Source organism: Paraburkholderia sp. BL9I2N2, assembly GCF_004339745.1.
In the GTDB taxonomy this organism is placed as follows: Bacteria; Pseudomonadota; Gammaproteobacteria; order Burkholderiales; family Burkholderiaceae; genus Paraburkholderia.
Window position 1 is genome coordinate 953,412 of record NZ_SMGP01000003.1, and the last position, 25,736, is coordinate 979,147.

21 protein-coding genes and 2 pseudogenes are annotated in these 25,736 nt (G+C 63.4%); 17 read left to right on the plus strand and 6 right to left on the minus strand.

The features are described 5' to 3' along the window. Positions 1-62: 62 nt before the first annotated feature. From B0G74_RS35265 to B0G74_RS35285, 5 genes and pseudogenes are all read left to right on the plus strand, one after another. Complete coding sequence (locus B0G74_RS35265; RefSeq protein WP_132380889.1) at positions 63-1,535, plus strand: NAD-dependent succinate-semialdehyde dehydrogenase; 1,473 nt, start codon at positions 63-65, stop codon at positions 1,533-1,535. A gap of 201 nt (positions 1,536-1,736) precedes the next feature. Then, the gene (locus tag B0G74_RS35270; RefSeq protein WP_132380891.1) at positions 1,737-3,398 is read left to right on the plus strand and encodes a UbiD family decarboxylase; all 1,662 of its coding nucleotides are present in this window, start codon (positions 1,737-1,739) and stop codon (positions 3,396-3,398) included. Further along, on the plus strand, positions 3,395-4,816 hold the full coding sequence (locus B0G74_RS35275; protein WP_243658460.1) for an MFS transporter: 1,422 nt from the start codon (positions 3,395-3,397) through the stop codon (positions 4,814-4,816). Before B0G74_RS35270 ends, B0G74_RS35275 begins: the two co-directional genes overlap by 4 nt. Positions 4,817-4,867: 51 nt before the next feature. Continuing rightward, positions 4,868-5,905, plus strand: coding sequence for an XdhC family protein (locus tag B0G74_RS35280; RefSeq protein ID WP_132380893.1), 1,038 nt, complete (start codon positions 4,868-4,870; stop codon positions 5,903-5,905). Positions 5,906-5,972: 67 nt separating this feature from the next. Beyond that, positions 5,973-6,086 (plus strand): annotated as a pseudogene (locus B0G74_RS35285) (DDE-type integrase/transposase/recombinase); the annotation flags it as partial. A 461-nt stretch (positions 6,087-6,547) separates the two neighbouring features. On the opposite strand, the gene B0G74_RS35290 reads toward B0G74_RS35285, so the two are convergent. Beyond that, positions 6,548-6,970 (minus strand): universal stress protein, encoded by a 423-nt coding sequence (locus B0G74_RS35290; RefSeq protein ID WP_132380895.1) that lies wholly within the window; start codon positions 6,968-6,970, stop codon positions 6,548-6,550. Between the two features lie 880 nt (positions 6,971-7,850). On the opposite strand from B0G74_RS35290, the gene B0G74_RS35295 reads away from it, so the two are divergent. Next, positions 7,851-9,209 carry an Nramp family divalent metal transporter gene (locus B0G74_RS35295; RefSeq protein ID WP_132380897.1) on the plus strand — a complete coding sequence of 453 codons (1,359 nt, stop codon included), beginning with the start codon at positions 7,851-7,853 and terminating at the stop codon, positions 9,207-9,209. 182 nt (positions 9,210-9,391) lie between these two features. Further along, a complete protein-coding gene (locus B0G74_RS35300; RefSeq protein WP_132380899.1) occupies positions 9,392-11,206 on the plus strand; it encodes a lactate permease LctP family transporter in 1,815 nt (604 codons plus the stop codon). Between the two features lie 103 nt (positions 11,207-11,309). Here B0G74_RS35300 and B0G74_RS47090 read toward each other — a convergent pair. Continuing rightward, positions 11,310-11,738 (minus strand): annotated as a pseudogene (locus B0G74_RS47090) (PLP-dependent aminotransferase family protein); the annotation flags it as partial. A gap of 186 nt (positions 11,739-11,924) precedes the next feature. On the opposite strand from B0G74_RS47090, the gene mdcA reads away from it, so the two are divergent. Genes mdcA through mdcH form a run of 9 tightly spaced genes read left to right on the plus strand, consistent with a single transcriptional unit; the run spans position 11,925 to position 19,297 of the window. Continuing rightward, positions 11,925-13,586 carry a malonate decarboxylase subunit alpha gene (mdcA, locus tag B0G74_RS35305; protein WP_132380901.1) on the plus strand — a complete coding sequence of 554 codons (1,662 nt, stop codon included), beginning with the start codon at positions 11,925-11,927 and terminating at the stop codon, positions 13,584-13,586. Beyond that, positions 13,586-14,476 carry a triphosphoribosyl-dephospho-CoA synthase gene (locus B0G74_RS35310; RefSeq protein ID WP_132380903.1) on the plus strand — a complete coding sequence of 297 codons (891 nt, stop codon included), beginning with the start codon at positions 13,586-13,588 and terminating at the stop codon, positions 14,474-14,476. The genes mdcA and B0G74_RS35310 overlap by 1 nt, the downstream gene beginning before the upstream one ends. 8 nt (positions 14,477-14,484) lie before the next feature. After that, positions 14,485-14,793 carry a malonate decarboxylase subunit delta gene (locus tag B0G74_RS35315; RefSeq protein WP_132380905.1) on the plus strand — a complete coding sequence of 103 codons (309 nt, stop codon included), beginning with the start codon at positions 14,485-14,487 and terminating at the stop codon, positions 14,791-14,793. Positions 14,794-14,798: 5 nt separating this feature from the next. Next, positions 14,799-15,650, plus strand: a complete 852-nt coding sequence (locus tag B0G74_RS35320) for a biotin-independent malonate decarboxylase subunit beta (RefSeq protein WP_132380907.1) — start codon at positions 14,799-14,801, stop codon at positions 15,648-15,650. Beyond that, on the plus strand, positions 15,647-16,462 hold the full coding sequence (mdcE, locus tag B0G74_RS35325) for a biotin-independent malonate decarboxylase subunit gamma (RefSeq protein ID WP_132380909.1): 816 nt from the start codon (positions 15,647-15,649) through the stop codon (positions 16,460-16,462). The genes B0G74_RS35320 and mdcE overlap by 4 nt, the downstream gene beginning before the upstream one ends. Before the next feature lie 59 nt (positions 16,463-16,521). Next, positions 16,522-16,917, plus strand: coding sequence for a malonate transporter subunit MadL (gene madL, locus B0G74_RS35330; RefSeq protein ID WP_132380911.1), 396 nt, complete (start codon positions 16,522-16,524; stop codon positions 16,915-16,917). Between the two features lie 14 nt (positions 16,918-16,931). After that, a complete protein-coding gene (gene madM / locus B0G74_RS35335) occupies positions 16,932-17,699 on the plus strand; it encodes a malonate transporter subunit MadM (RefSeq protein ID WP_132380913.1) in 768 nt (255 codons plus the stop codon). A gap of 18 nt (positions 17,700-17,717) precedes the next feature. Further along, a complete protein-coding gene (locus B0G74_RS35340) occupies positions 17,718-18,368 on the plus strand; it encodes a malonate decarboxylase holo-ACP synthase (protein ID WP_243658461.1) in 651 nt (216 codons plus the stop codon). After that, positions 18,365-19,297, plus strand: a complete 933-nt coding sequence (mdcH, locus tag B0G74_RS35345) for a malonate decarboxylase subunit epsilon (protein WP_132380917.1) — start codon at positions 18,365-18,367, stop codon at positions 19,295-19,297. Before B0G74_RS35340 ends, mdcH begins: the two co-directional genes overlap by 4 nt. Positions 19,298-19,307: 10 nt before the next feature. On the opposite strand, the gene B0G74_RS35350 is transcribed toward mdcH, so the two are convergent. Next, entirely contained in the window at positions 19,308-20,222 is a 915-nt protein-coding gene (locus tag B0G74_RS35350) for a LysR family transcriptional regulator (RefSeq protein ID WP_132380919.1), read from the minus strand. Between the two features lie 844 nt (positions 20,223-21,066). Here B0G74_RS35350 and B0G74_RS35355 point away from each other — a divergent pair. After that, positions 21,067-22,467, plus strand: coding sequence for an FAD-binding oxidoreductase (locus tag B0G74_RS35355; RefSeq protein WP_132380921.1), 1,401 nt, complete (start codon positions 21,067-21,069; stop codon positions 22,465-22,467). Positions 22,468-23,013: 546 nt separating this feature from the next. Here B0G74_RS35355 and clcA read toward each other — a convergent pair. The 3 genes from clcA to B0G74_RS35370 all read right to left on the minus strand — a co-directional run bounded on the left by clcA (position 23,014) and on the right by B0G74_RS35370 (position 25,464). Further along, positions 23,014-24,336, minus strand: coding sequence for a H(+)/Cl(-) exchange transporter ClcA (gene clcA / locus B0G74_RS35360; protein WP_132380923.1), 1,323 nt, complete (start codon positions 24,334-24,336; stop codon positions 23,014-23,016). 180 nt (positions 24,337-24,516) lie between these two features. Continuing rightward, positions 24,517-24,915 carry a hypothetical protein gene (locus B0G74_RS35365; RefSeq protein ID WP_132380925.1) on the minus strand — a complete coding sequence of 133 codons (399 nt, stop codon included), beginning with the start codon at positions 24,913-24,915 and terminating at the stop codon, positions 24,517-24,519. Between the two features lie 69 nt (positions 24,916-24,984). Beyond that, on the minus strand, positions 24,985-25,464 hold the full coding sequence (locus tag B0G74_RS35370) for a glycine zipper domain-containing protein (RefSeq protein WP_132380927.1): 480 nt from the start codon (positions 25,462-25,464) through the stop codon (positions 24,985-24,987). Positions 25,465-25,736: the final 272 nt, after the last annotated feature.

The following is a 25,736-nucleotide window of genomic DNA, read 5'->3' on the forward strand; positions in this document are numbered from 1 at the left end:
TTCATCAACATCACAGGCCCGCCGCGCCGCTAGCGTGGGCGGGCTCGCCCTTTGCGACGATCATGACTGAATCCAATCCGCTTTCCCGGCTCGCCGATCCGAGCCTGTTGCGCGCGCTCGCCTATGTCGATGGCGCATGGTGCGGCGCCGACGACGCCCGCACCTTCGCCGTCAACGATCCCGCCACCGGCGAGAAGATCGCCGACGTGCCGCTGATGACTGGCGTCGAGACGCGCCGTGCGATCGAAGCCGGCGAACGCGCACAGCGCGGCTGGCGCGCGCTCACCGCTGCGCAGCGCGCGGCCATCCTGAAGCGCTGGCACGCGCTGATGGTCGCGAACACCGACGACCTCGCGATGATCATGTCGGCCGAGCAGGGCAAGCCGCTCGCGGAAGCGAAAGGCGAGATCGGTTATGCAGCGTCGTTCATCGAATGGTTCGCCGAGCAGGCCAAGCGGGTCGACGGCGACGTGCTCGCCTCGCCGGCCACCGACAAGCGGATGCTCGTGACAAAGGAGCCGATCGGCGTCTGCGCCGCGATTACACCGTGGAATTTCCCGGCTGCGATGATTACGCGCAAGGTCGCGCCCGCGCTCGCCGCCGGCTGCGCCATGATTGTGAAGCCGGCCGAAGCCACGCCGCTGTCGGCGCTCGCGCTGGCCGAACTGGCGCATCGCGCCGGCGTGCCGGCCGGTGTGTTCAGTATCGTCGTCGGCGATCCGCGCGCGATCGGCGCGGAGATGACCAGCAACCCGATCGTGCGCAAGCTCTCGTTCACCGGCTCGACGCCGGTGGGCCGACTGCTGATGAGTCAGTGCGCGCCGACGGTCAAGAAACTCTCGCTCGAACTGGGCGGCAACGCGCCGTTCATCGTGTTCGACGATGCCGACCTGGACGCGGCAGTCGAAGGTGCGCTCGCCTCGAAGTACCGCAATGCCGGGCAAACCTGCGTCTGCACGAACCGCTTCTATGTACAGGACGGCGTGTACGACGCGTTCACCGAAAAATTCGCGGCGGCGGTCGGCCGCATCAAGGTCGGCAACGGGTTCGAGGCCGGCGTCACACAAGGCCCGCTCATCAACGAGGCCGCCATCGAGAAGGTCGAAGCGCATATCGCCGATGCGGTGGCGCACGGCGCGCGCGTGCTCGCCGGCGGCAAGCGTCATACGGCCGGCAAGCTCTTCTTCGAGCCGACCGTGGTCGAGGGCGTCACCGCGTCGATGCGCTTTGCCAGCGAGGAGACGTTTGGCCCGGTCGCCCCACTCTTCCGCTTTCACGAGGAGCGCGAAGCAATCGAGGCGGCGAACGCCACCGAGTTCGGTCTTGCCGCCTACTTCTACAGCCGTGGCATAGGCCGGATCTGGCGCGTGTCCGAGGCGCTCGAATACGGGATGGTCGGTATCAACACCGGCCTGATTTCGAACGAAGTCGCGCCGTTCGGCGGCGTCAAGCAGTCCGGCCTCGGCCGCGAAGGCTCGAAGTACGGCATCGAGGAATATCTCGAGATCAAGTACCTGTGCATGGGCGGCCTCTGAGCGATGCCGCTTCGGCAGAAGGCTGCCAGCCGGATTCATTACGTCAAGACCACCGCCCAGCGCTCGTTCGACAGCAATCCAGACGCCGCCGGGGCGCCATGCGTCAGTGGGCGGCGTCGCGTTGACATCCGTAATACTGTTATGCAATCATACAATCACACCAATTTACCCACCTGCTGGGTTTCACGCTAAGGAGACAGAATGTCATCATCGCCTCACGATCTTTCGCGAACGGCAACGGCCGGCGGTGCTCCGCGTAATCTGCAGGAACATATCTCCCGGCTGGAAGCCAAGGGGCTGCTGACTCGCATCGAGCGGCCGATCAACAAGGATACGGAACTGCACCCGCTAGCGCGCTGGCAGTTCCAGGGCGGGCTGCACGAAGATCAGCGCCGCGCTTTCCTGTTCACCAACGTGGTCGACGGCGACGGCCGGACTTATGACATCCCCGTGCTGATCGGCGGGCTTGCCGCCTCGCCGGAGATCTACGCTACCGGCCTGGGCTTGCCTGTCGAGCAGATCGGCAAGGCCTGGACGGAGGCGATCGCCGAGCCGGTTCCACCCGTCATGGTGGAGCAGGCGCCCTGCCAGGAGGTGGTGATCAGCGGCGATGCGCTGAAGGAAAACGGCCTGTCGCGTCTGCCGGTGCCGGTTTCCACGCCAGGCTTTGACGCGGCGCCCTATCTGACCGCGACGCTCTGCGTGACCAAAGATCCCGACAGCGGCGTCCAGAACATGGGTACTTACCGCGCCGCACTGAAGTCGGAAGACCGCTTGGGTGTACGCATGGCGAGCCGCCTGTCGGGTGCCGGTGGCTATCTCCATTGGGAGAAATATCGGGCCAAGGGCGAGCAGATGCCGTGTGCGATCGTGTTGGGCTGCGCGCCCGCCGTGCTGTTCACCGGGCCGCAGAAGCTCCAGATCGACCAGGACGAGATGGCCGTTGCCGGCGGCCTGATGCGCGCGCCGGTCGAGGTGGTGCGCTGCAAAACCATCGATCTCGTCGTTCCCGCCGATGCCGAAATCGTGATCGAAGGCTTGATCGACACCGATGCGTTGGAGCCCGAAGGCCCGTTCGGCGAAAGCCACGGCCACATCGCGCTCGAAGACTACAACATGTCCATGCACGTCACCGCGATCACGATGAAGAAGAAGCCGGTGTTCGTCTCGATCATCAGCCAGGTCACGCCCAGCGAAAGTTCCGTGCTGAAGAAAGTGGCCTACGAGCCCTTATATCTCGAGCATCTGCGCAAGGTGATGGGCGTGCGCGGCATCGAGCGGGTGGTGATGCACGAGCCGCTGACCAACCTGCGCAAGGTGATCTTCCTCCAGTTCGCGCGCGGCACGCAGCAGGCGGAGGTCTGGCGCGGCCTGCAAGGGGCCGCGACGCTGCAGGCGCAGTGCGGCAAGCTGGTCATCGCGGTCTCCGAGGATATCAACCCGGAAAACGCCGATGCGATCTTCTGGTCGTTGGCCTACCGGTCCGACTTCACACACGACCTGCACGTGACACCCTATCGCGCCAGCGGTCACGGCCCCAAGTCCGGTCGCGCGCCGCTCGAAAGTACGCTGCTGATCGACGCGACGCTGAAGCACGCCATGCCGCCGCTGGCGCTGCCCACCGAGCCCTACATGAGCGCGGCACGCAAGATCTGGGAAGAGCTGCAACTCCCCTCCCTCACGCCGCAGTCACCCTGGCATGGCTATCATCTGGGCGACTGGAACAAGCGCTGGGATGAGTATGCAGAGGCGGCGACCTCCGGCGGCTGGCGCGAGACGGGCGAGCGCACCTGGGCCAACCGGCGTGGCGGCGTGAAGCCGGAAACACCGGTGCGTGAAGCTTCGGGCGGCCACGGCGAATGAGCACCAACGTGCCAACCGAAGGTAAACAGCCGCTGGAGCAGAGGCATCCGGAGACCGCCATGACTCAAAAGAATACCGTCGATATCGCCCAGGTCGTCGAGACGCAGGAACGCAGCTGGTTCACCGTGACCCTCTTCGTTCTGTGCGCCCTCGTCATGCTGGCGGACGGCTTCGACAATCAGGCTTTGAATTACGCCGCCCCCGGCATCATCAAGGAATGGGGCATCAACCGGGCCCTGATGACGCCCGTGTTCAACGTCAGCATTGTCGGCTGGATGGCGGGTTCGGTCGTCTTCGCCATGCTGGCCGACCGCATCGGCCGGCGGCGCGCCATCCTGCTGGCTACCACGCTGTTCGGCGCCTTCACGTTCGCCGTGCCGTTCGCCCACAACCTGGTCGAACTGTCGATCCTGCGCTTTTGCGCCGCGCTCGGCATCGGCGGCGGCATGCCGATGGCGGTCTCGCTGATCACGGACTACGCCCGCTCGGGTAAGCGGGGGTTGATCATTACCCTCCTCTATCTCGGCTACACCGCGGGCTCGTCCGGCGGCGGCCTTCTCGCGGCGGAGATCATCCCGGCCTATGGCTGGCGCTCGGTCTTCTATCTCGGTGGCGCGGGCGCCGTGGTGGCGGGCATCATCCTGTTCGCCGGCCTGCCGGAATCCATTCGCTACCTGATCCTGCGCAACCCCTCCAGCAAACGCATCCTGGCCTATGCCCGTAAGCTGAAACCCAGCGCGCAATTCGCGGACGACACGCGCTTCACCATCCAGGAGCAGGCGCGCACGGGTGTGCCGGTGACGCACCTCTTCACCGAGGGCCGTTCGGCTATGACCGCTTTCCTGTGGCTGGCGCTTGGCTTTTCCTTTGTCACCCACTTCTTCCTGTCGCAGTGGATGACGACGCTGCTCACCGACGAAATCGGCTTCGCCAACGCGGCCCGCAGCCAGGCCCTGTTCCAGCTTGGTGCCGGCTTCAGCTGGTTCTTCGGCTGGATGATCGACAAGAAAGGCGTACGGGTGATGACGCTGACGATGATCCTCGGCGCCATTCCGGTGGCGGCCCTCGGGTTGGCCGTGGGTACGGGCGCCAGTCTCACCATGGCGATGGCGCTGGTCTCGGGTCTGCTGGTCCTGGGGGGAAATATCGGCCTCAATGCCATTTCGAGCATGATCTATCCGACCTTCATCCGTTCGACCGCGACCGGCGCCTCCTTCGCGGTGGCGCGCATTGGCGCCATCCTCGGCCCGCTGCTCGCCGGTGTCCTGATCGCCATCGGAACGCCGATCGGAACGATCTTTCTTCTCGCTGCTTTGCCCATGCTGGCGGCCGGTGTCGCCTGTTTCATGCTCAACAGAACTATCACGCCAGAAGCCGCGCGAGAAATGTCCTTGCGCTCGGCGCTGTCGCGACACTGACGGGTTACTTCCGAAGCCCAGGTTACGGTCAGGCAATCACCCGGTATTTTCATGGATAGCGTCAATCTCGAAGTGCTGAAGGCGAGCGTTCGCTGGATCGAGGGCGGCCAGCGCGTGCTGCTTGTCACCGTAGTCAGGACGTGGGGTTCGTCGCCGCGGCCCGAAGGGGCCATGCTGGCGATTTGCGAGGACGGCTCGGTGGTCGGCTCGGTATCCGGCGGCTGCATCGAGGACGACCTGATCGACCGCGTGCGCCGGCTCGGCATCGGACCGACGCGCCCGGAAGTCCTCAAATACGGCATCTCCGCCGACGAGGCGCACCGTTTCGGCTTGCCGTGCGGCGGCACGATCGAGCTGGTGCTCGAGCCGCTGACGCGCGCGAGCGGCATCGACGATCTGTGCCGGCGGGTGGCTGCCGGGCAACTCGTCGCGCGCTCGCTCGATATGAAGAGCGGCGCGGCTAGGCTCGTGCCGGCGCACTCGACCGACGGCGTCGATTTCGACGGGCGCAGGCTCCTGACCGTTCACGGCCCACGTTACCGGATGCTCGTGATCGGTGCCGGCCAGCTCTCGCGATATCTTTGCCAGATCGCACTCGGGCTCGACTATCAAGTGACCGTCTGCGATCCGCGCGAGGAGTACACCGACGCCTGGCACGTACCCGGCACGACGCTCGTGCATACGATGCCGGACGACACCGTGCTCGACATGAAACTCGACGAGCGCTGTGCCGTGATTGCGCTCACACACGATCCGAAGCTCGACGACCTCGCTCTGATGGAGGCGCTGCGAACGCCCGCGTTTTACGTTGGCGCGCTGGGTTCGCGCCGAAGTAATGCCGCGCGGCGTGAGCGGCTGGAAACGTATTTCGATTTCGGTAACGAAGAACTTACCCGGCTGCGTGGACCCGTCGGCATTTTTATCGGCAGCCGGACGCCGCCCGAAATCGCTGTGTCGATACTGGCCGAGGTGACGGCGGTCAAGAACGGTGTGGCGTTGCCGGATGGATTACGGGTCGAAGAGGCAAAAGCCGCGCTTGATATCGTGGCCAATCAACAGACGAGCTGCACCGTGGGCGCGCGTCGCTGATTCATGTTGTGGATGTGGCTGAAAGATTGAAGCAGGTCATCCGAAGTTTTGGCACGCCCCGCCAGGGCGGTCATGGTGTGTCGACGAGACCTATCTGAAGATCCGTGGCCGGTGGCTCTATCTGTATCGGGCAGTGGATCAGGTCGGCCAGACAGTGGACTTGTCAGTTCGATCTTTCCGCTCTCGGGCTCAAAGACGCCACCGCGTCCTCGGCCTGGAATGCACTCCCGTTCAATCAATAAGGCATCCATATCTATAAGAAACATTTCGGCCACGCCACCTATGTACACCAGAGCCTAAAGACGCAGGCATGGTCTACCATCATGCAGCGAGGAATTCCCGGAGGACCGAGGCTAGCGCGCAAAGGGGCCGATTCCTATATTCGCCAAGCCCAATGGTCAGTTTTTTGAAGGCGAGCCACGCGCGCGGATTACCCCCTCGGTATCAAGCGTGTCGTCCCGGTTAAGGTCGCCTGTCCGGCGGGCACCTCACCGCCTGAGTCGCCGGGCGGCGTTCCGCGTGAATTGAATAGCCACTTTCTGGGTGGAAACGACGTATGAATGTCCGAGCGACGGTGCAGGCGAATGCCGCTTCCTGGCCGACGACAGGAGAATCAGACTGTCGCTATTGCGTCGATCCGATCTAGCGAACGAGGAGTACCGGCACGTCGCAGCGTGCCAACACGCCAGTCGCTACCGAGCCAAGAATGACGTTCGCAATCCACGAGTGGCCGTGGGAACCCATCACGATGAGATCCTGATGCTCGTTCCTGGCGAATGCGGCGATGGTTTCTGCAGCGTGACCGATGGCGTACTGAGTCGTAATGGAGAGCGAATGAAGTTTTGCTGACTCGCGCAACGGCGCCAGTACATTCTCAGCCTCGTCACGATAGTACTCTTCAACGATAGGACGGTTCAAATACCGTGTCGCGTGTACGGGAATTGGAGCGACAGCCGTAAATGCCGTATAGGTATGTCCTGGCCCGAACAGCGTGCCATGGCTTGCGACGTAGTCAAGTGTGCGTTGCGTGAACTCACTACCGTCCACCGGCAAGAGAATATTCATGGCGGACCTCACGTAAGCCGGTCGGAGAGGTCATGATAGCACCGGACAGGGCTGCGACTCGTTCAAGCGCGAGGGTGAAAAGTGAGCCCGCTATGTCGCGCAGGCTCATCTGAAAGCGAAAGTACCGTGCACAAAGCGTAAATACCTCGCGTGGCTCAGGGCTCTGGTTTCAACGCTTAAAGGGCATCATGCAACCCGGTTTACCCTCGTCGCGCAAAAAACTGTGGATCACGAATTGAATTTGTCACAAGTGGCCAACGGGCCGCGACGCGGGCGGGTCGGCGATTTGCATCCCAGCACAACCGACAGCCCACACGAGAACGGACGTAAGCTTGTTCATGACGTCTCCCTCTTTCGAACAACGCATGGCAGAACCAATGACGCGCAACTGTATGTACAGGCGCACTTCAATGTTCCGCCGTTGAGCAGCACGTCCACGTCCCTGTTCTTCCGGAAAACAGGCTGCGCCCAACCCCAGCGTGCCTCAATGCGCGATTCCCCTCGTGTCTAGCCGTGAGGCACGCGTCGGAAATCCGCGCCGCTTCATGCTTGATCCAACTTTTTCGTGCAAAAGCGTCCCAATAGACATGAGGGTTCCAGACGGCCCGAACCCAAAGAGAAATCGCATACTATTCAAATGATCAAGCTCTGAGTGCTGCGCCACTGTCCGCTCTGCGCCGCTTCATTCATTTTGCTCCAATTCAACGGCTGGCCGGGTTCGACCCTTTGAGCCGTTTGGAATCGACTCGTGAGCGGCAGTTTCCGGCCCGACATGAGCCGGTCGCTTCACGTCCTGAACGACGCGTGATTTTTCCGCGCGTTTGGCATAATTACTGTTGGGGAACTTCCTGACCCAACATCGCTCCAGCAGAGCAATCACATGTCCAACGATAAAGAACTGCCCGTGTCACGGTTCGCCTGGAGGTTCTCGAGGCCGGGCGACGAGTTCGATCGAAGCTTGCCGGAAGCGCATTCCTCCATCACCGTGCCGCAGGGTGGGCACTGGCTGCGCAGGCTTGCCGCATTCGCAGGTCCCGGTTACATGGTCTCCGTCGGCTATATGGATCCGGGCAACTGGGCAACCGACATTGCCGGCGGCTCGCGCTTCGGCTACACACTGCTCGCGGTGATCCTGCTGTCGAATCTCATGGCGATCCTGCTGCAGGCGCTATCGGTGCGTCTAGGGATCGCGACTGGGCGCGACCTAGCGCAGGCGTGCCGCGCGCATTATTCGAGGCCCGTCAATATCATGCTGTGGCTCGCCTGCGAAGCGGCGATCATCGCATGCGATCTCGCTGAGGTGATCGGTACGGCTATTGCGCTGCAATTGCTCTTCGGAATCCCGCTTATCGCCGGCGCGCTTATCACCGCGTTCGACGCCTTTGTGCTGCTGCTCCTGATGAACAAGGGCTTCCGCTTTCTCGAAGCCTTCGTTATCGCGCTGCTGCTCGTGATCGCGGTGTGCTTTGCGGTGCAGATCGTCGCGGCGGCGCCGCCGGTCATGGCCGTGCTGCGGGGCTTCGTACCCTCGCCGGAAATCGTCACCAACCGCGAGATGCTCTATGTCGCAATCGGCATCATCGGCGCGACGGTTATGCCGCACAACCTGTATCTGCATTCGTCGGTCGTGCAGACCCGGGCATACGCGCGCGACGATGAGGGACGGCGCGATGCGATCAGATGGGCCACGACGGACAGCACCATTGCGCTCATGCTCGCGCTCTTCATCAACGCGGCGATCCTGATGGTCGCAGCGAGCGTGTTTCATGGTACCGGCCACACGGACGTCGCCGAAATCGGTGAGGCCTACAGGCTTCTTTCGCCGTTGCTCGGGCTCGGCATTGCATCGACGCTGTTCGCGCTTGCGCTGCTCGCCTCGGGGCTTAATTCGACCGTGACGGCGACGCTCGCGGGGCAGATTGTCATGGAGGGCTTTCTCAGGCTTCGCATGCCCTACTGGGCGCGCCGGCTGGTCACACGCGGCATCGCAATCGTGCCGGTCGTGGTCGTCACCGCTCTCTACGGCGAGAAAGGCACGGCGCAGCTTCTGGTGCTAAGCCAGGTGATCCTCTCGATGCAGCTTCCGTTCGCCATTATCCCGCTCGTGCGCTTTACATCGGACAAACTCAAAATGGGCGCCTGTGTCACACCCCGATGGATGACGCTGCTCGCGTGGCTTGTAGCGGGCGTCATCGTGATACTCAACCTCAAGCTCCTGGTCGATACGGTCTCCGGATAGCGCGGGCGCTCGCCGTGGCCGCAAAACTTGAAATCGATGATTTCGCCCGCTATACCTCAAAGCATCAGTCGTAATCTGTAAGGAAATAGCGTTGCCTTGGCGCTATCGAAGTTTCCCGGTGGCTGTGAGACCTCGAATGGACTACGAGCGGGGCGCGAATCCTAAGATCAAAAAGGAAAGCCATGTACCAGCAGACCTATGACCCGTTGGGCAATGCATTCCTTTCCACGATCGTTGCCGCGATCCCGATTCTGACGCTACTCTATTTCATTGCCTTGCACCGCCGCCGTGATACGCAGGGCAACGTGCACTTGGGCATCTCGGCGCCCTACGCGGCTTTTTTCGGCGTGGTCGCCGCCTTTATCATCTCGTGTCTGGTTTTCCGGATGCCGGTGCTGACGGCCATCTCGGCCTTTGCGCTGGGCTCCCTTTCTGGATTTCTGGGAATTATCTGGATCGTCCTGGCCGCAATGTTCCTGTACACAATGAGCGTTGTTACCGGGAAGTTCGAGATCGTCAAGGAGTCGATCGTCCACATTTCGTTCGATCGCCGACTGCAGTGCGTATTGATCGCCTTCTCATTCGGCGCAATCATCGAAGGCACGTCGGGCTTCGGGACACCCGTCGCGATCGCAGGGGCAGTGATGGTGGGCCTCGGCTTCAAGCCATTTCAGTCCGCCGTGCTGAATCTGCTCGCCAATACCGCGCCGGTCGCCTGGGGCGCGATCGGCACGCCGATCATCACACTCGCGGCCGTGAGCGAACTCGATCAGGTCACGCTTTCCACCATGGCGGGCCACCAGTTGCCGTTCGTGTCGGTTCTCGTGCCCTTCTGGCTGGTCGCGACGTTCGTGAAGATGGAAGGCGGGTCATGGAAGCAAGTCTTCGAAGTCTGGCCGGCAATGCTGTGCGCGGGTGGTTCGTTTGCGCTCATGCAGTTCTATGCTTCCGGGAGCACCGCGCTCCATTTGATGACCGACGTGGTATCCGGCGTCTTTTCGGTGATCTGCACGGCGCTGTTCCTGCGCTTCGTCTGGCAACCAAAAACACGCTTCCTGCTCCGCTCCGAACGTGAGGCACTCGCGTTAGCAAGCAAGAGCACGGCAACCACGACGACAGAAAGCACCACGTGGAAGTACAGCTACTCAGCCGCCGAAACCGCCTATGCGTGGATGCCGTGGGTGATTCTGATCGCCTGTTGTGCACTGTGGGGCGTACCGGAGTTCAAGAAGTTCCTCAACAACCTGTTTGCCGGAGTCACATTTTCCACGACGCTGCTCGGTTCTCCGCTCAAGGGGTCGTTGTCGCTGCCTGTCTGGGACATGCCCGCGCTGCATAACCTCGTGCAGCGGATGCCGCCTGTCGTACCCGTCAACGCGAAAGCGGAGGCGGCCCGATTCACGATCAACTGGTTGTCCGCCGCGGGCACAGGCGTTTTTGTCGCAGCGGTGCTTTCCGGTCTCGCACTCAGGTTGAGCGCAACGCAATGGAAGGACGCCTTCATGCAGACCATGCGCAGGATGAAGATCCCGGTGCTGGTCATTGCTCAGGTACTCGGCTTGGGGTTCCTGACGCGCTACTCAGGCACCGATGCAGTCCTCGGTCTTGCATTCACGGGTGCCGGGGTTCTCTATCCGTTCTTCGCGGCGTACCTGGGTTGGCTCGGTGTATTCCTGACGGGCTCCGACACGGCGTCAAACGCCCTCTTCGGCAGCTTGCAGCGCATCACCGCACAGCAACTCAACCTGAACCCCATCCTGATCGTGGCGACAAACTCGACGGGCGGTGTAATGGGCAAGATGATCGACGCTCAATCCATCATGGTCGCGTGCGCCGCCTGCTACGACGATCCGAAGGAGCGGTCGTTCGCGCTTGGACCGATTTTCCGGACTGTATTCTTTCATTCGATCGCTGGCGCGGCGGTGATCGGCGTGATTGCCATGCTGCAGGCGTATGTCTTCCCGGGGATGATTCCGGTACCACCCGCCGTCAAATGAATGCACAAAGCCAGGTCAACGATTGTCTTGATTCTCGAACGATCGCAAAGTGTAGGATCACGATGCGACCGCAACGTATGTCGGACTGGTTGCAAGTCCCCGACGCGGCCGATACGCTCGTGGAGAAGCTACCGAGGTAGATGGTCCGTCGTAGCTGGTCAAGCACCGGGATTCGTGCGGCAGATCGCGACCGCAGGTCAGCGAGCGCATCGCTTTCGACCACGATGACGCGTGCACCTCCGCCAACCGAAACACTTAATGCGCCTTCGCAGGGCTGATGTCAGTCGCTCGCCGTCCGCCGCTGCCTCTATTTTGCACTCCGCGAGCCTCTGCCGGAAATACTGTCGCAACGGCATAAAGCCAAACCGGCGTCCGTATCGAAACAACGAGCCGGCACCGGTTCGTATGACAGGCTGTTGGTTTATCCGTATTTCATTCAACCATTCGACGGGGGAAGCCCTCGCCGAGGCTCGGGAACTCGGGCCTGCAATTCCTCGCACATCAACCAGACGATGTCCATCGCGCGGTCGAGCACATCCGTCAGCGAAACCGGGAAAACCCCTGGGCGACGCGGTTAAGCTCCCTGCCCCGTTCTGTCACGGTTTCAGCGTTCACGTCGAATGATCATTACCCTTGGGATAACAGACGCGTCCCAAGCGTCATTGAACCAGTGCACCTCGCTCCCTAGACTTGCCTCATGTCTTGAGCGAGAGTCCACATGTCCAGTCAAAGTCAGACCCAATCCCGCTGGGCCACGCGCCGTGCGGAAAAACATCGCCGCCTCGCGCAGGTTGCATCGATCGCGGATGGCATGGTGCTACCCACCGAACGCATCGTCGATGTCCTGCAGGCGCTCGTCGCCCCCGGCGACCGCGTGGTCGTCGAGGGCAACAACCAGAAACAGGCGGATTTCCTGTCGCGTTCCCTCGCGAAGGTCGATCCGGAAGTCGTCCACAACCTGCATCTCATCATTCCGAGCGTGAGCCGCGCCGAGCATCTTGATCTCTTCGAGCGCGGCATCGCCAGAAAGCTCGACTTCGCGTATGCCGGCGCGCAGAGCCTGCGCATCTCGCAGTTCCTGCAGGACGGCATCCTCGAAATCGGCGCGATCCATACCTACATCGAACTCTATGCGCGGCTCTACGTGGACCTCACGCCGAACGTCGTGCTGTGCGCCGGCTACAAGGCGGATCGCGAAGGCAATCTGTACACGGGTCCGAGCACCGAAGACACGCCGTCGCTCGTCGAAGCCGCCGCGTTTCGCGACGGCATCGTGATCGCACAGGTCAACGAGATCGTCGACGATCCGAAGGACCTGCCGCGCGTCGATATCCCCGGCTCGTGGATCGATTTCGTGGTGCAGGCCGACAAGCCGTTCTTCATCGAGCCGCTCTTCACGCGCGATCCGCGCCTCATCACGCCGATCCAGGTGCTGATGGCGATGATGGCGATTCGCGGCATCTACGAGAAGCATCAGGTCCAGTCGCTCAATCACGGCATCGGCTTCAATACGGCCGCGATCGAACTGATCCTGCCAACCTACGGCGAGAAGCTGGGTCTCAAGGGCAAGATCTGCCGCCACTGGACACTCAATCCACATCCGACGCTGATCCCCGCGATCGAAACCGGCTGGGTCGACAGCGTGCACTGCTTCGGCGGCGAACTCGGCATGGAAGCCTACGTCGCGCAAAGGCCCGACATCTTCTTCACCGGCCACGACGGCTCGATGCGCTCCAATCGCACGATGTGCCAGCTCGCGGGGCAATACGCGGTGGACATGTTCATCGGCTCCACGCTGCAGATGGATGGAGAAGGCAACTCGTCGACGGTGACGCACGGGCGGCTCACCGGCTTCGGCGGCGCGCCCAACATGGGCCACGATCCGCACGGCCGGCGCCACGCGACGCCCGCGTGGCTCGATCTGCTGCAGACGGACAGCCCGCTGGAGCGCGGCCGCAAGCTCGTGGTGCAGATGCTCGAGACGTTCCAGGCGGGCGGCCAGCCGACCATCGTCGAATCGATCGACGCCGTCGAGGTCGGCCGCGAATCCGGCATGCCGCTCGCGCCCGTGATGATCTACGGCGACGATGTCACGCACGTGCTGACCGAGGAAGGCATCGCGTATCTCTACAAGGCGCGCTCGCTCGACCATCGCAAGGAGATGATCGCGGCCGTCTCGGGCGTCACGCCGATCGGTCTCAGGAGCGACGCAGGCAAGCTCGCGGCGCTGCGCCGCGATGGCTTCGTCGCGCTGCCCGAGGACCTCGGCATCCACCGCAGCGAAGCGAGCCGGTCGCTGCTCGCCGCGAAGAGCATGGCGGATATCGTCGACTGGTCGGACGGGCTGTACGAGCCGCCCGCACGCTTTCGGAGCTGGTAATGCGCGAAAACCTCGCAATGAACGCGGCGCGGCCGTTGCGCCAGGCGCCGGACCTGGCCGACCGTTTCGGCGCGCATGTGGTGGAAGCGCTGATTGACGAAGTCACGCTCGCGCCGAAGCCCGGACTCGTCGATATCCACAGCCGCGGCGCGCATCTCGATCTCGACTGGAAACTGATGTGCGCATCGGCACTCGCATTGCAGCCGACGTTCGTCGAACTGGCGCGTGCAGGCATCGAAACGCAACCGCTGCTCGCGCTGCGTGAGCGCATCGGCGTAATCGGGCGCGTTGGCGAAGCGCGCATGCTCGATGCGACCGGCGGCGTGAATACGCATCGCGGCGCGATCTGGGCGCTCGGGCTGCTCGTGACCGGCGCAGCGCGTGAACCGGCGGACCTCGCGCCGGGGGCAGTCGCCGCACGCGCCGGATCGATTGCGCGCGTGCAGGATCGCCACGCGCCCGCGCTGACCGGCAACAAGGGCGAGCAGGCGTGCCTCGACTACAACGTCGGCGGCGCGCGCGGACAGGCGCAGGCCGGCTTTCCGCACGTCGTGGACGTCGCGCTGCCGGAACTCGTGCGTTCGCGCATGCGCGGCGACAGCGAAACGGCCGCGCGCCTGAACGCGCTGCTCGCCGTGATGGCGAGCCTCGACGACACCTGTGTGCTCGCGCGCGGCGGACCCGACGCGCTCGCCGAGATGCAGGACGGCGCGCGGAGCGTTCTGGAGCAAGGCGGCGCCGCGGCGCTCGCGGGGCGCCGCGAACTGAAGGCGCTCGACCGCCGTCTCGTCGAGCTGCACGTATCGCCCGGGGGAGCCGCCGACCTGCTCGCCGCCACGCTCTTTCTCGACCGGCTTCAACGCGAAGCCGCTCACACGTCGAACACATAGGAACACACATGGAAACCATCGTCCTTGAATTCCCGGCGGGGCAACCCGTACAAGGCCGCGCGCTCGCGGGCGTCGTCGCCTCGGGCGACCTCGAAGTGCTGCTCGAAGCGAACACGGCGCACCGCACCGTCGTGAGCGTCACGACTTCCGTCGACGGCAAGGGCCGCCTCTGGCAGGCCGTGCTCGAACGCATCTTCGGCGACGGGTCGCTCCCCGCCGCGAAGCTCGAAATCAACGATTCGGGCGCGACGCCGGGGGTCGTGCAGATGCGCATCGGGCAGGTCTTCGAACAACTGAAATCAACCGGCGGAGCGTGATGATCATGGATACACAGCAACTGCTCGAACGCCAGAGCTTCATCGAGCTCGACGCGCGCAGCCGTGCGAAGAAGCTGCTCGATGAAGGCACCTTCAGCGAACTGATCGATCCGTTCCAGCGCATCACGTCGCCATGGCTCATGCGCCAAGGCATCGTGACGCAGGCCGACGACGGCATGGTAGTCGCGAAGGGAACCATCGACGGGAAGCCAGCCGTCGTGCTTGGCATCGATGGCGGATTCCAGGGCGGCAGCATGGGCGAGGTGTCGGCGGCGAAGATCGCGGGCAGCCTCGAACTCGCCGCCGAGGACAACCGCAAAGGCATCCCGACGCGCGCCGTCATCCTCTTCGAAACGGGCGGCGTGCGCTTGCAGGAAGCCAATCTCGGGCTCGCCGCGATCGCGGAAATTCACGCAGGCATCGTCGACTTGCGGCGCTACCAGCCGGTGATCGGCATCACGGCCGGGCCGATCGGCTGCTATGGGGGCATGTCGATCGCGGCGGGACTGTGCAGCTATCTGATCGGCACCCGCGAAGCGCGCCTGGGCCTCAACGGCCCGGCGGTCATCGAACAGGAAGCGGGCATCGCCGAATTCGATTCGCGCGACCGTCCGATGATCTGGAGCTTCACCGGCTGCGAGCAGCGGCATCGCACGGGACTCGTCGACGACTACGTCGCCGACGACGCCGACGCGATCCGCGCGGCCGTCATCGAACGCTTTCGCGCGGGGCGGCCCGAGGCATGCCGCAGCGAGCGCGTCGCGGGTTTTCTGACGCGGCTTTCCGAGGTCGATCCGGGCGTGCAGGCCACGCCGGAACAGGCGGCCGCCATCTACGGCAAGGGGTTTCAGTTATGAGCACACAAGAGCTTTCGAAGCGCGGCGCAGTCTGGCTCGACGCGCTCACTTACAGCGCGCCGCTGCAGGCCGGCTATCCGCCTTCGGTGCGGGTCGCCGATGCGCGGTTGGGCGACCATCCCGCGCGCTTCATCGCCGTCGTGCCCGATCCGGACAATCTGTTCCCGCGGGCACGCGGCGGCGAGGTCGGTCTCGTCGAAGGATGGGAAGTGGCGCGCGCGGTGCGTGAGGTCGTCGATGCGGATAGCAAGCGTGGAGAAAAGCGCGCGATCGTCGCGGTGATCGACGTGGCGAGCCAGGCGTACGGCCGGCGCGAGGAAGCGTACGGCATCCACCAGGCGCTCGCCGCCGCCGCCGATGCTTACGCCAGCGCGCGTCTTGCGGGCCATCCGGTGATCGGGCTGATCGTCGGGCGCGCGATGTCGGGGGCGTTTCTCGCGCACGGCTATCAGGCCAACCGCCTCATCGCACTCGCCGATCCGAAGGTCATGGTCCACGCGATGGGCAAGGAATCGGCGGCGCGGGTCACGCTCCGCTCGGTCGCCGATCTCGAAGCGTTCACGGCGCGCGTCCCGCCGATGGCCTACGACATCGACAACTACGCATCGCTCGGGCTGCTCTGGAAACTCCTGAGCGTAACCAACGCCGATGCGCCGACCAACGCCGATCAGACCACCGTCGAGAAGGCGCTGCAAGCCGCTTTCGACGACATCCGCAACGACCCGTCGCGCGGTCTGGAAAATCGGCTCGGCAGCGAGCACCGCGCGGCCTCCGCGACGGTTCGCCGCAAGCTGCGGGAGCAATGGCGGTAGAGCTGCACTTCTCGCACCGGCTCGTCAGAAGCCAATAAAGGTATTACAGGAGACATGAAATGATCATCTATGGAACTGCACTTCTCGCGTTCTGCCATCTCGCGGGACTCTTTCTCGGCGACCTGCTCGGCGTCGCGATCGGCGTGAAGACGAACGTCGGCGGCGTCGGCATTGCGATGCTGCTGCTGATTTTCCTGAAGCTCTATCTGCAAAAGAAGGGACTGCTGCCGAAGGAAACCGAATTTGGCGTCGGCTTCTGGGGCGCCATGTACATTCCCGTCGTCGTCGCGATGGCGGCTAACCAGAACGTCGTGGCCGCGCTCAAAGGCGGCCCCGTCGCACTGCTTTCGGCATTGGGGGCTGCGGCCGTCTGCGCATGCTGCATCGCCGTTCTTTCCCGCACCGGTCGCGATAGCACGTCGTTCGTGAACGCTCCGCATCTTGAAGAAATCTGAATCAGGAGTCAGTCATGTTGCAAATTCTCGATAAAAATCTGATTCAGAACGGCCTCGTCACTGCGTTCGCGCTGGTGGGCCTCATCATGTGGGTGTCGTCGCTGATTTCGCGCAAGCTGACCTTCGGCCGCGTGCACGGCTCGGCAATCGCCATCGTAATCGGCCTAGCGCTCGCCTATGTCGGCGGCGCCTTCACCGGCGGGCAAAAAGGTATCGCCGACCTGCCGCTCTTTACCGGCATCGGTCTGATGGGCGGCGCGATGCTGCGCGACTTCGCGATCGTCGCGACCGCGTTCGAGGTGCAGGCCACCGAGGCGCGTAAGGCGGGACTCATTGGCGTGGTGTCGCTGCTGCTCGGGACCGTGCTGCCGTTCATCGTCGGCGCGAGCATCGCGCATGCGTTCGGCTACACCGATGCTGTCAGCATGACGACCATTGGCGCGGGCGCGGTCACGTATATCGTGGGACCGGTGACGGGCGCGGCGATCGGCGCGAGCTCGGATGTGATCGCGCTCAGCATCGCGACGGGCCTCATCAAGGCTATCATCGTGATGATCGGCACGCCGCTCGCGGCCGGTTTCATGGGACTGAAGACGCCGCGCTCCGCGATGATCTTCGGCGGCCTGGCGGGCACGGTGAGCGGTGTGAGCGCGGGGCTCGCCGCGACCGATCGTCGGCTCGTGCCTTACGGGGCGCTGATCGCGACGTTCCATACGGGCGTCGGCTGCCTGCTCGGACCTTCGCTGTTGTTCTTTGCGACTAAGGCTTTGATGGACGCTTGATGGCCCGGGAGAATCCTCTTGTCTACCTCTCACGAACCGCTTCGCCCGCACGACCTCCTGTGGATCCGTGAGCGGGAGGACCTTCGTTCGACATCGGAAGTACCTGGATGGGCTTCGCGCGAGTGGCTTTCGCACGCGCCGGTGGTCATGCGGCGCGAAGCGGTCGGCGAGCAGGGCGTGGTGCCGGTCGGGCTTCGCGGTCGTGCACGCAGTGAGCGGTTCGCCGCTCACGTGGCGCGCGAGCGCATTCGTCTCAGCGTCACGCCCGAGGCGCTCGCCAAAGGCTGCGCCTGGCGGACCAACGCCGCACTCGCGACGCTGCCCTGCGTGCGCGCACTGAGTCGCCTGGCGCCAGAACTCGACCGGCTTCGGTTGGCGTGGGGCATCACCGGCAGCGTCGGCTTTGCGCTTGCGAGCGGCGTGAGCACGCTGCGGCAGGACAGCGACCTCGATCTGCTACTGCGCGCATCGAAGCCGCTACCGCGCGACGAAGCCCGCTCGCTTTTCGCGTTGCTGCAAGCGTCGCCCGCGCGCATCGACATGCAGGTCGACACAGGCCACGGCGGGTTCGCGCTCGCGGAATGGGCCGGCAACGCGGATCGCGTTCTGCTGAAGACGGGGCGTGGCCCCTTGCTCGTATCGGATCCCTGGGTTGACGACGCATCATGAGCGTACTGTTCACATTCCCCGGTCAGGGCTCGCAGCGCCCGGGCATGTTGCATGCGCTCCCGTCTCACGCCGAAGTCGCTCGAACACTGCAGGAAGCGAGCGACACGTTGGGCTACGACGTCACATCGCTCGACGACACCGATTCGCTGCGCTCTACCGTCGCGGTGCAACTTTGCGTCTTGATCGCGGGCGTCGCTCAGGCACGCGTGATGAGCGCCCGCGGCTACGAACCCGACATGGTGGCGGGGCTTTCGATCGGCGCCTATCCGGCCGCCGTGATCGCGGGCGCGCTTCAATACGCCGACGCCGTGAAGCTCGTCGAGTTGCGCGGCCACTTGATGGAACGCGCCTACCCGAGCGGCTACGGCATGACTGCGATCATCGGCATGACGCAGCGGGCGCTCGAACGACTGATCGCGCAAGTGAACAGCGAGGCCACGCCCGTGTTCCTTGCGAACATTAACGCAGAAACGCAGATGGTCGTTGCAGGAAGCGATGCTGCCATGCACCGCCTTACGACGCTCGCGATCGAATACGGGGCACAACGCTGCGAGCGTCTCGACGTGGCGACTCCTTCGCATTGCGCTTTGCTCGACGCACCCGCGGTGGCGCTCGCCGATGCCTTTGGCCAGATCACCGTACGCGCGCCTCGTATCGTGTATCTGAGCAGCAACATTGCACGCCCGCTTTTTGACGGCCCACGCATCGCGGCCGATCTTGCAGGCAACATGGCGCGGCAGGTGCGCTGGCATGACACCGTGAGGCTTGCGTGGGAACGAGGCGCGTGCCTCGCCGTCGAGATGCCGCCGGCCAACGTGCTGACCCGGTTGAGCAGCGCGATTCTCACAGAGGGGATCGCGGTGAGTTGCAGCGAGACGGCGCTGCCGGACCTTGGCGCGCTGATCGAGCGGGAACGGGTGCGCGAGTGAGGCTGAAACCTCAGCCAGCCCTTCTCGTGCAAAGACGGCAGACGGCCATCAGCGCCAACAGGTTCGGGTCGCGCTCGCGTGCGTGCAGAAAGCTGACACCGATTGACTGGCGCATCAGGTATTGCGGCTTGAGAGGAATGAATTGCACCTTGTCGCCGAACACGCCACGCACGCGGCCTGGTAATAGCGTATACCCGACCCCGCCGCTCACAAGGTTCATCAGCGAAAAAATATCGCCGACTTTCATGGTCACCTTCGGCGTGAAGTCCGCGACGCGAAATGCCTCCATAAAGCCTCGATATGTCACGAAGCCCTCGCCGAGGGAAACGAAGGTCTCGTCACGGCAGTCCCGCAAATCGACCGCTTCCTGGTTCGCGTATCGTGAACCGGCAGGCGCCGCGAAAAAGATGTCGTCTTCGAAAAGCGGGATGGAATCGACTTCGGGCTCGCCGTCCGGCAAGGCCATCAGGGCCGCATCGACGGTGCCCTGCTTCAGCTTGTCGAGCAGTTCGGCATTCGAACCGAGCACGAGTTCGACCTGGAGCGTCGGCCGCCGCACCTTGATGTCGACGACGATGTCAGGCACGGTCCTGATGGTCAGCGAGTACAGCGAGCCGATCTTCAGCCGGTCCGACGAATACCCCGCCGCCTCACGGGTCGCGTGAATGCCGGCGGACATCAGAGTGAGCACCTCTTGTGCCACATCGGCGAGCATTTGCGCCGCTTCCGTCGACCTGAGGTTGCGGCCTTCATGCCGGAACAGCGCACATCGTACGCCCTGTTCGAGCGAGTGCAGCGCTCGATGCACGCTGACCGTGCTCACGTTCAGCGCCTCGGCCGCCTTCGACAGGTTTCCGGTCTCCATGAATGCGAGCAGGACTTCCAGCTTGCGAAAGGTGATCTCATCGTCGATTCGGTCGCGCATTTCGATCCGGGGGATGGTCAAAATTGACAATTATCGGCGCATGAGACCGCTGGACAAGTAGCGATAACCCCGCATTCTTCGCGACAAGCGGGCGGGCATTGCTGTCGTCAAGAACCTCGGAAAATGGCTCAGGCAAAAAAAGTTTGCTCCGGCTTCGAAAACGCGACTTTCTCGCTTCATTAATTCGATGTCGGGCATTGCGTCTCCTCCGAATGGCTTCATAAGTAATGTCCCGGACGGCTTCGTCACATGTCAAGCCACGCGCTTCGATTCGGCTCGCGCGGTTGGTCTTCGTTTTCGTAACGTAACCCGCGCGCCATCAACAGATCAAATAACCTGGATAGCGGATAGTTAGCCTCGGTGAAAATTCAAGTCTTGCGCTTCACCCGGTGTATTCAGAAGCGGCGCTGGAGTCGAGTGGGAGCATATAGCGTCGTGCAACTGCGCGTCGCTGTTGATCCAAGAATTTGACGAACTCGCTCGGCGACAGTTTCCGTAGATTGGACAACGACGTGTTACGTGGACCTGGCAGAGAACATCCCGGGTTTTTTAACGGCTTCCATCAACACTTGGGGTCCTGGATGTTGTACGTCTTAAGTGCTGATTGAACGACTATGGGTTCAGCCGCCCTAATCCTGTCGCGAACCTTGATATGCGGCTTACATTTTCCTAGAGTGAAGCTGGGCCGCATTGGGCCACAGTTACGACTAGAAATCGTGAGTTGTCCATTTTTTCGAATGCACTCTGTATGCGTCATCGGCACGGGACTTCGCGGTGTTTTATGTAGCGCTTGACGCCCACATAGGCGTACTGATTGATTAGCAAGTCGCCGAAGGAGGATGCGATGATCAATTCTTCTGAAATTCGGCAATCCGGCTTTCGGGGTGAGCTCATTCAGTCTGAGGATCCGGATTACGATGAGGCGCGTGCCGTCTTCAATGTCTCGATTGACAAGCGTCCTGTGCTGATCGCGCGCTGCGTCGACGCGGACGACGTGGCAAGGGTTGTGGTGCTCGCGCGCAAGCACAACTTGCCGCTTGCCGTACGCAGCACCGGTCACAACGTCGCCGGATATGCCGTATGCAACGACGGCGTCGTGGTCGATCTGTCGCGCATGAAAGCGATCACGGTAGATCCGTCGGCGCGCACCGTGCGTGCGGAAAGCGGTTGCAATTGGGGCGAAGTCAATGACGCGCTCCAGCCGTATGGCCTTGCCGCCACGGGCGGCTTCGTGTCAATCACCGGCGTGGCTGGACTGACGCTGGGCGGTGGCCTCGGCTGGCTCGTTCGCAAGCATGGACTTGCGCTTGACAATCTGCTGGGCGCCGAGGTCGTACTCGCCGACGGTCGCAGGGTGAAGGCCAGCAGCCACGAGAATGAGGATCTGTTTTGGGCGATACGCGGCGGCGGAGGCAACTTTGGTGTGGTGACTTCGTTCGAATTCAAGGTGCACCCGGCCGGAACGGTGCTCGCTGGCATTGTGCTCCATCCCGCCGGTGCAGCGGCGGGTGCAATCCGCAGATGGCGCGATCTCGAAGCGGAAGCACCGGACGAATCGACGCTAGGCGCGCTTCTGTTCCACATGCCGGACGATCCTTCACTGCCTCCACCGATGCGCGGCGCCCCGGTCGCTGGTCTGGGTGGCGTCTACGCCGGGCCGGTGGAAGAAGGCGAGAAAATCCTACGGCGATTGCGCGAATACGGGCCGCCCCTTGTCGACAAGTTCGCACCCACGCCATACAACGATGCGCAGCGCATGGCGGACTTCCTGTGGCCGCCGGGCCTGCACAGTTACTGGAAATCGAGCTACTTCAAGGCGCTCGACGACGCGGCCATCGACATCGTGGTCGATCGTTTCGCGCATGTCCCGTCACGGCATACCGTGATCGTCCTGGAGAACTATGGCAACAGCGCATGGAGCCGCGTTCCCGAATCGGCGACCGCGTTCGGGCATCGCAACTGGCCGTGGAATATCGTGGTAACGTCTGCATGGTCCGATGCAAAGGATAGCGAACGGAACATTGCGTGGACGCGTGAGCTGCTTGACGCACTCGGGCCGTACAAGGCACCGGGTGCGTACGTAAACTATCTCGGCGGCGACGAGGGCTTCGCAGGATTGCAGGCGGCGTATGGAACCAAGCTCGGGCGGCTCGGCGCGATCAAAGCGCAGTACGACCCGACCAACCTGTTCCGCCTGAACCAGAACATCGCGCCTGCGCCGCTCGCGGACGCGCCGGGGGGATGAGTCGGTCTACCGGTCGTGCAGGCCGCCCGTTGCGAAGCACCGCGCAGGCGTGGCGGCATCGCTCCTTCGCCGTGCGAGAAAACAGTCCGCACCCTATTACGACACGATCCAGCGAAGCTCGGCGTAACGCAGGCAAGCCGGGCGGTCGCTGACCGGCCGAGATGGAATGGACACGCCCTCCCTGCGGGGAATCGGCCATATCCGACCCGCACGCACTGTTAATGTGTGAAACGAAGGTTGACTGAGAGATGGCCGCGATGCAGGCCAAGTTCAGAATAGCTGGGTGCGTAATTCGCGCGGGCTGCCAGCTTTGACCGTGCTGATGAATGTCCTGCATTCGTTGCGTCGAGCGATTCGATCATCGCGCGCTGCCCACGGGCTTCCGCGATGACGCGCACGTTGCGCATCTGGTAGCACAGCAACGCACCGATGATTGGGCACGAGGCCTGCTGCCCGTGTCCGGAATCGCAGCGTCGTCGCGTCCGGTACGGACTCGCAACCCAGGTCAATACCCACAGTGAAAGCGCCAACTCACCGACGGGTCCATCATTGCGCAGGTTTCCCTGCGTGCCCGCTTTTATGCGGAAGGCGCTCGCCCAGCGAATCGTAGATCGGCGGACAGCGCAGCAAGATGGGAACGATCATCGCGCTGAAACATGCGGTGAGCATCGGTAAAAGCAGGGTGAAACTCCCCGTCATTTCAGTGGCGAGGACGATGCCGGTAATCGGCGCGCGCACGACGGCCGCGAAAATGGCCGCCATCGCTACCACGGTGAACGCGGTCGGATCAGCGGCCACCCCGGGGAACCAGTGCGTGCAGATCCGGCCGAACGCGAGGCCCGTTTGTGCGCCGAGCACGAGCATCGGCGCAAACAGTCCGCCCGGGGTATTCGCTGCATATGACACGGCACCCAGCCCGAAGCGGATCAGGAGCGTGAGCGCGATGCCGGAAAGCGCGCCTGTGCCCACGAGGGCGCGCTGTGTGACCGCGTCGCCGCCGCCCACCAGGTCCGGTGCAAGCCACGCGAGCAGTCCTACCGCTGCGCCGACAAGCGCCGCGCGCGTTTCGACCGGCCAGCGTGCGAGCCGGTCGGAGGCGGCGAGCGCGAGGAGTATTGCGCGGCAATAGGCGGCGCCCAGCAGCCCGACGACGACGCCGAGGGCGAGGTGCGCCGGCACCGTGCCGAAGCCCGGGAAAGGCTGCGCCGCGAACTGAAAGTCCGGCGAGTCGCCGTGCATCAAGCGCGCCACCGCGATTGCGCCGGCCGATGCGCCGAGTGCCGCGATGGTCGTACGCGTCTCGAAGCGGCGCACCAGTTCCTCGAGTACGAATACCGCGCCGGCGATCGGTGCATTGAATGCCGTCGCAAGTCCGGCACCGGCGCCCGCCGCGAGCAGGACCCGGCAGTCGTCCGCATTGCGGCGAAAGAGTGTACCGAGCAAATGAGCGATCGAGGCGCCCATTTGAACCGTGGGACCTTCCCGGCCCAGCGCGAGCCCGGCGCCGATGGCGAGCACGCCGCCCACGAACTTCACCGGGATGAGCGCCAGGGGCGCGGCGGGTTGGTCGCCGTTCAGCACGGACTCGACGTGAGGGATGCCGCTGCCGCTCGCCTCCGGCGCGAAACGCCTGACGAGCCACGCGGCAAGTGCGGTCGATGCCGACGCGGCGAGCAGCACGAGGACGAAGCCGATGACGGCATGCCCGGAGCGCGCCCACGCGATGAACACGTCGCGCGCCTGGTCCGCTCGTCCGAGCGAGAGCCGGAAAAGCGTTCCCAGCGCTCCGCAGGCCGCGCCCGCGATGAGCGAAACGATGGCGAGCGCGACGAGCTCTGCGTGCTGCTTCTCGACATCCTCGCTGTTCATGATCTACGCATGTCCGATTAGGAGCACGTGCAACGGAGAATCTCCGATGACGCTGGCATGTGGCCGTTTCCATGACAACAGCGGAACCCGGTGCTCGAAGTGCGACATCGGCGCCGGGGCGATCCGGGTTCGTGCCTCCCGCGCGACGCGATTGGCGCGGCATCCGGAGCCGCGAGCGAGCTACGACGGCGTACAGGCGCCGAAGAGCACGAACACGTCTTCACGGTTGACGAGGGTCGTGGACATGCTGCCCGTCCTGGTATCGAGTGCAATGCTCCAGCCGTAGCCCAGCTCGGTGCCTTGAAGGAGCAACTGGCCCTCGCTCGGCTCCATGTGCCGGATCTCGGTGGTGCGCTGCGACCCGATCACGGCTTTTTTGGCGAAGTTGATGCGGATGAATTGCGGCGCGCCAAGGACCGCCGGCACCGTTCGATAGCAAACCTCCCCGACGCCGCAGAAATGCGCATCGATAGTGGCGCACAACAGCGGCTTGCTGCCGTCGAAGTCTGCGCCGAGCACCCATGACGGCGTCGAGCAAACGAGGATCGCGAGGGTGCTTGTCCGCAGTGTCTTCAACATAGCTGCTTCTCCTGCCTGTCGTGAATCAGCGAGCAAGCGCTCGATGGACTGGGTCACCAGCGCCAGTGACTACTCGACTGTGTAGCCACGGCCGGTCATGCACGCTCCCACCGCACGGTTGTATGTCGAAAGCTGACTCGACGCCTGTTGCTGCATGCTTCCCTGCTCCATGGCCGCTTGCTGTTGCTCGCGCCGCATCCGCATGCCGCTCCCCATCGTTCCGACGAGTGCGCCGATTCCCGCTCCCTCGCCCCAATGGCCGCCAGCGGCGCCGCCTATCAGCGTTCCGAACAACGCACCGCCCGCGGCGCCGCGGAACAAGTGGCCTTGCTGCGAGGGTGGTGGTGGGCTGCTCGCCACCTGCTGCGCGAGCGCGACAGGATTGACGCCGGTGGTTTGCTGAGCCCACGCCTGGCATTCTGCGGTGTCCGTTCGCTGGCGTTCCGGGCTCTGCCCCCGGGCGGGATAAATGATGGGCTGCTGCGCCGCTGCCGCAATTGCCAGCGACGAGATCGCCAGGCCGATCGAAAATCGAACAATTCGTTGCATTGCGAAAAGCCCCAAAAAATGCTTTCGAATATTCGCCGACCCGCCTATCGACGGCGGTGAACACGCCGTCAAGGCGCAAAGCCGAAACCGGAACCGTGCACGTCACCACCGTCCCGATCAGGCCCGCCACTTCCTTGCCGTGACGTATCTCTTGCGGCCCGAGGTTGCTCAAAATCGTTGACGTCGTCTTCGAGATCCGCCTGGCGCGCACGACGCTGGGCCATTGCGAATATGAGACAAGCATTCGTCGATGAGCAGACGACGGTTCGCAA

What these genes read in the sequence shown, in the direction of transcription:
- clcA (WP_132380923.1), bottom strand. Translation starts at nt 24,336, where the DNA reads ATGAACAGCGAGGATGTCGAGAAGCAGCACGCAGAGCTCGTCGCGCTC.
- B0G74_RS35290 (WP_132380895.1), bottom strand. Translation starts at nt 6,970, where the DNA reads ATGAATATTCTCTTGCCGGTGGACGGTAGTGAGTTCACGCAACGCACA.
- B0G74_RS35315 (WP_132380905.1), top strand. Translation starts at nt 14,485, where the DNA reads ATGGAAACCATCGTCCTTGAATTCCCGGCGGGGCAACCCGTACAAGGC.
- B0G74_RS35270 (WP_132380891.1), top strand. Translation starts at nt 1,737, where the DNA reads ATGTCATCATCGCCTCACGATCTTTCGCGAACGGCAACGGCCGGCGGT.
- B0G74_RS35295 (WP_132380897.1), top strand. Translation starts at nt 7,851, where the DNA reads ATGTCCAACGATAAAGAACTGCCCGTGTCACGGTTCGCCTGGAGGTTC.
- mdcA (WP_132380901.1), top strand. Translation starts at nt 11,925, where the DNA reads ATGTCCAGTCAAAGTCAGACCCAATCCCGCTGGGCCACGCGCCGTGCG.
- B0G74_RS35265 (WP_132380889.1), top strand. Translation starts at nt 63, where the DNA reads ATGACTGAATCCAATCCGCTTTCCCGGCTCGCCGATCCGAGCCTGTTG.
- mdcE (WP_132380909.1), top strand. Translation starts at nt 15,647, where the DNA reads ATGAGCACACAAGAGCTTTCGAAGCGCGGCGCAGTCTGGCTCGACGCG.
- B0G74_RS35365 (WP_132380925.1), bottom strand. Translation starts at nt 24,915, where the DNA reads ATGTTGAAGACACTGCGGACAAGCACCCTCGCGATCCTCGTTTGCTCG.
- madL (WP_132380911.1), top strand. Translation starts at nt 16,522, where the DNA reads ATGATCATCTATGGAACTGCACTTCTCGCGTTCTGCCATCTCGCGGGA.
- B0G74_RS35280 (WP_132380893.1), top strand. Translation starts at nt 4,868, where the DNA reads ATGGATAGCGTCAATCTCGAAGTGCTGAAGGCGAGCGTTCGCTGGATC.
- B0G74_RS35350 (WP_132380919.1), bottom strand. Translation starts at nt 20,222, where the DNA reads ATGCGCGACCGAATCGACGATGAGATCACCTTTCGCAAGCTGGAAGTC.
- madM (WP_132380913.1), top strand. Translation starts at nt 16,932, where the DNA reads ATGTTGCAAATTCTCGATAAAAATCTGATTCAGAACGGCCTCGTCACT.
- B0G74_RS35320 (WP_132380907.1), top strand. Translation starts at nt 14,799, where the DNA reads ATGGATACACAGCAACTGCTCGAACGCCAGAGCTTCATCGAGCTCGAC.
- B0G74_RS35310 (WP_132380903.1), top strand. Translation starts at nt 13,586, where the DNA reads ATGCGCGAAAACCTCGCAATGAACGCGGCGCGGCCGTTGCGCCAGGCG.
- B0G74_RS35370 (WP_132380927.1), bottom strand. Translation starts at nt 25,464, where the DNA reads ATGCAACGAATTGTTCGATTTTCGATCGGCCTGGCGATCTCGTCGCTG.
- B0G74_RS35275 (WP_243658460.1), top strand. Translation starts at nt 3,395, where the DNA reads ATGAGCACCAACGTGCCAACCGAAGGTAAACAGCCGCTGGAGCAGAGG.
- B0G74_RS35355 (WP_132380921.1), top strand. Translation starts at nt 21,067, where the DNA reads ATGATCAATTCTTCTGAAATTCGGCAATCCGGCTTTCGGGGTGAGCTC.
- B0G74_RS35300 (WP_132380899.1), top strand. Translation starts at nt 9,392, where the DNA reads ATGTACCAGCAGACCTATGACCCGTTGGGCAATGCATTCCTTTCCACG.
- mdcH (WP_132380917.1), top strand. Translation starts at nt 18,365, where the DNA reads ATGAGCGTACTGTTCACATTCCCCGGTCAGGGCTCGCAGCGCCCGGGC.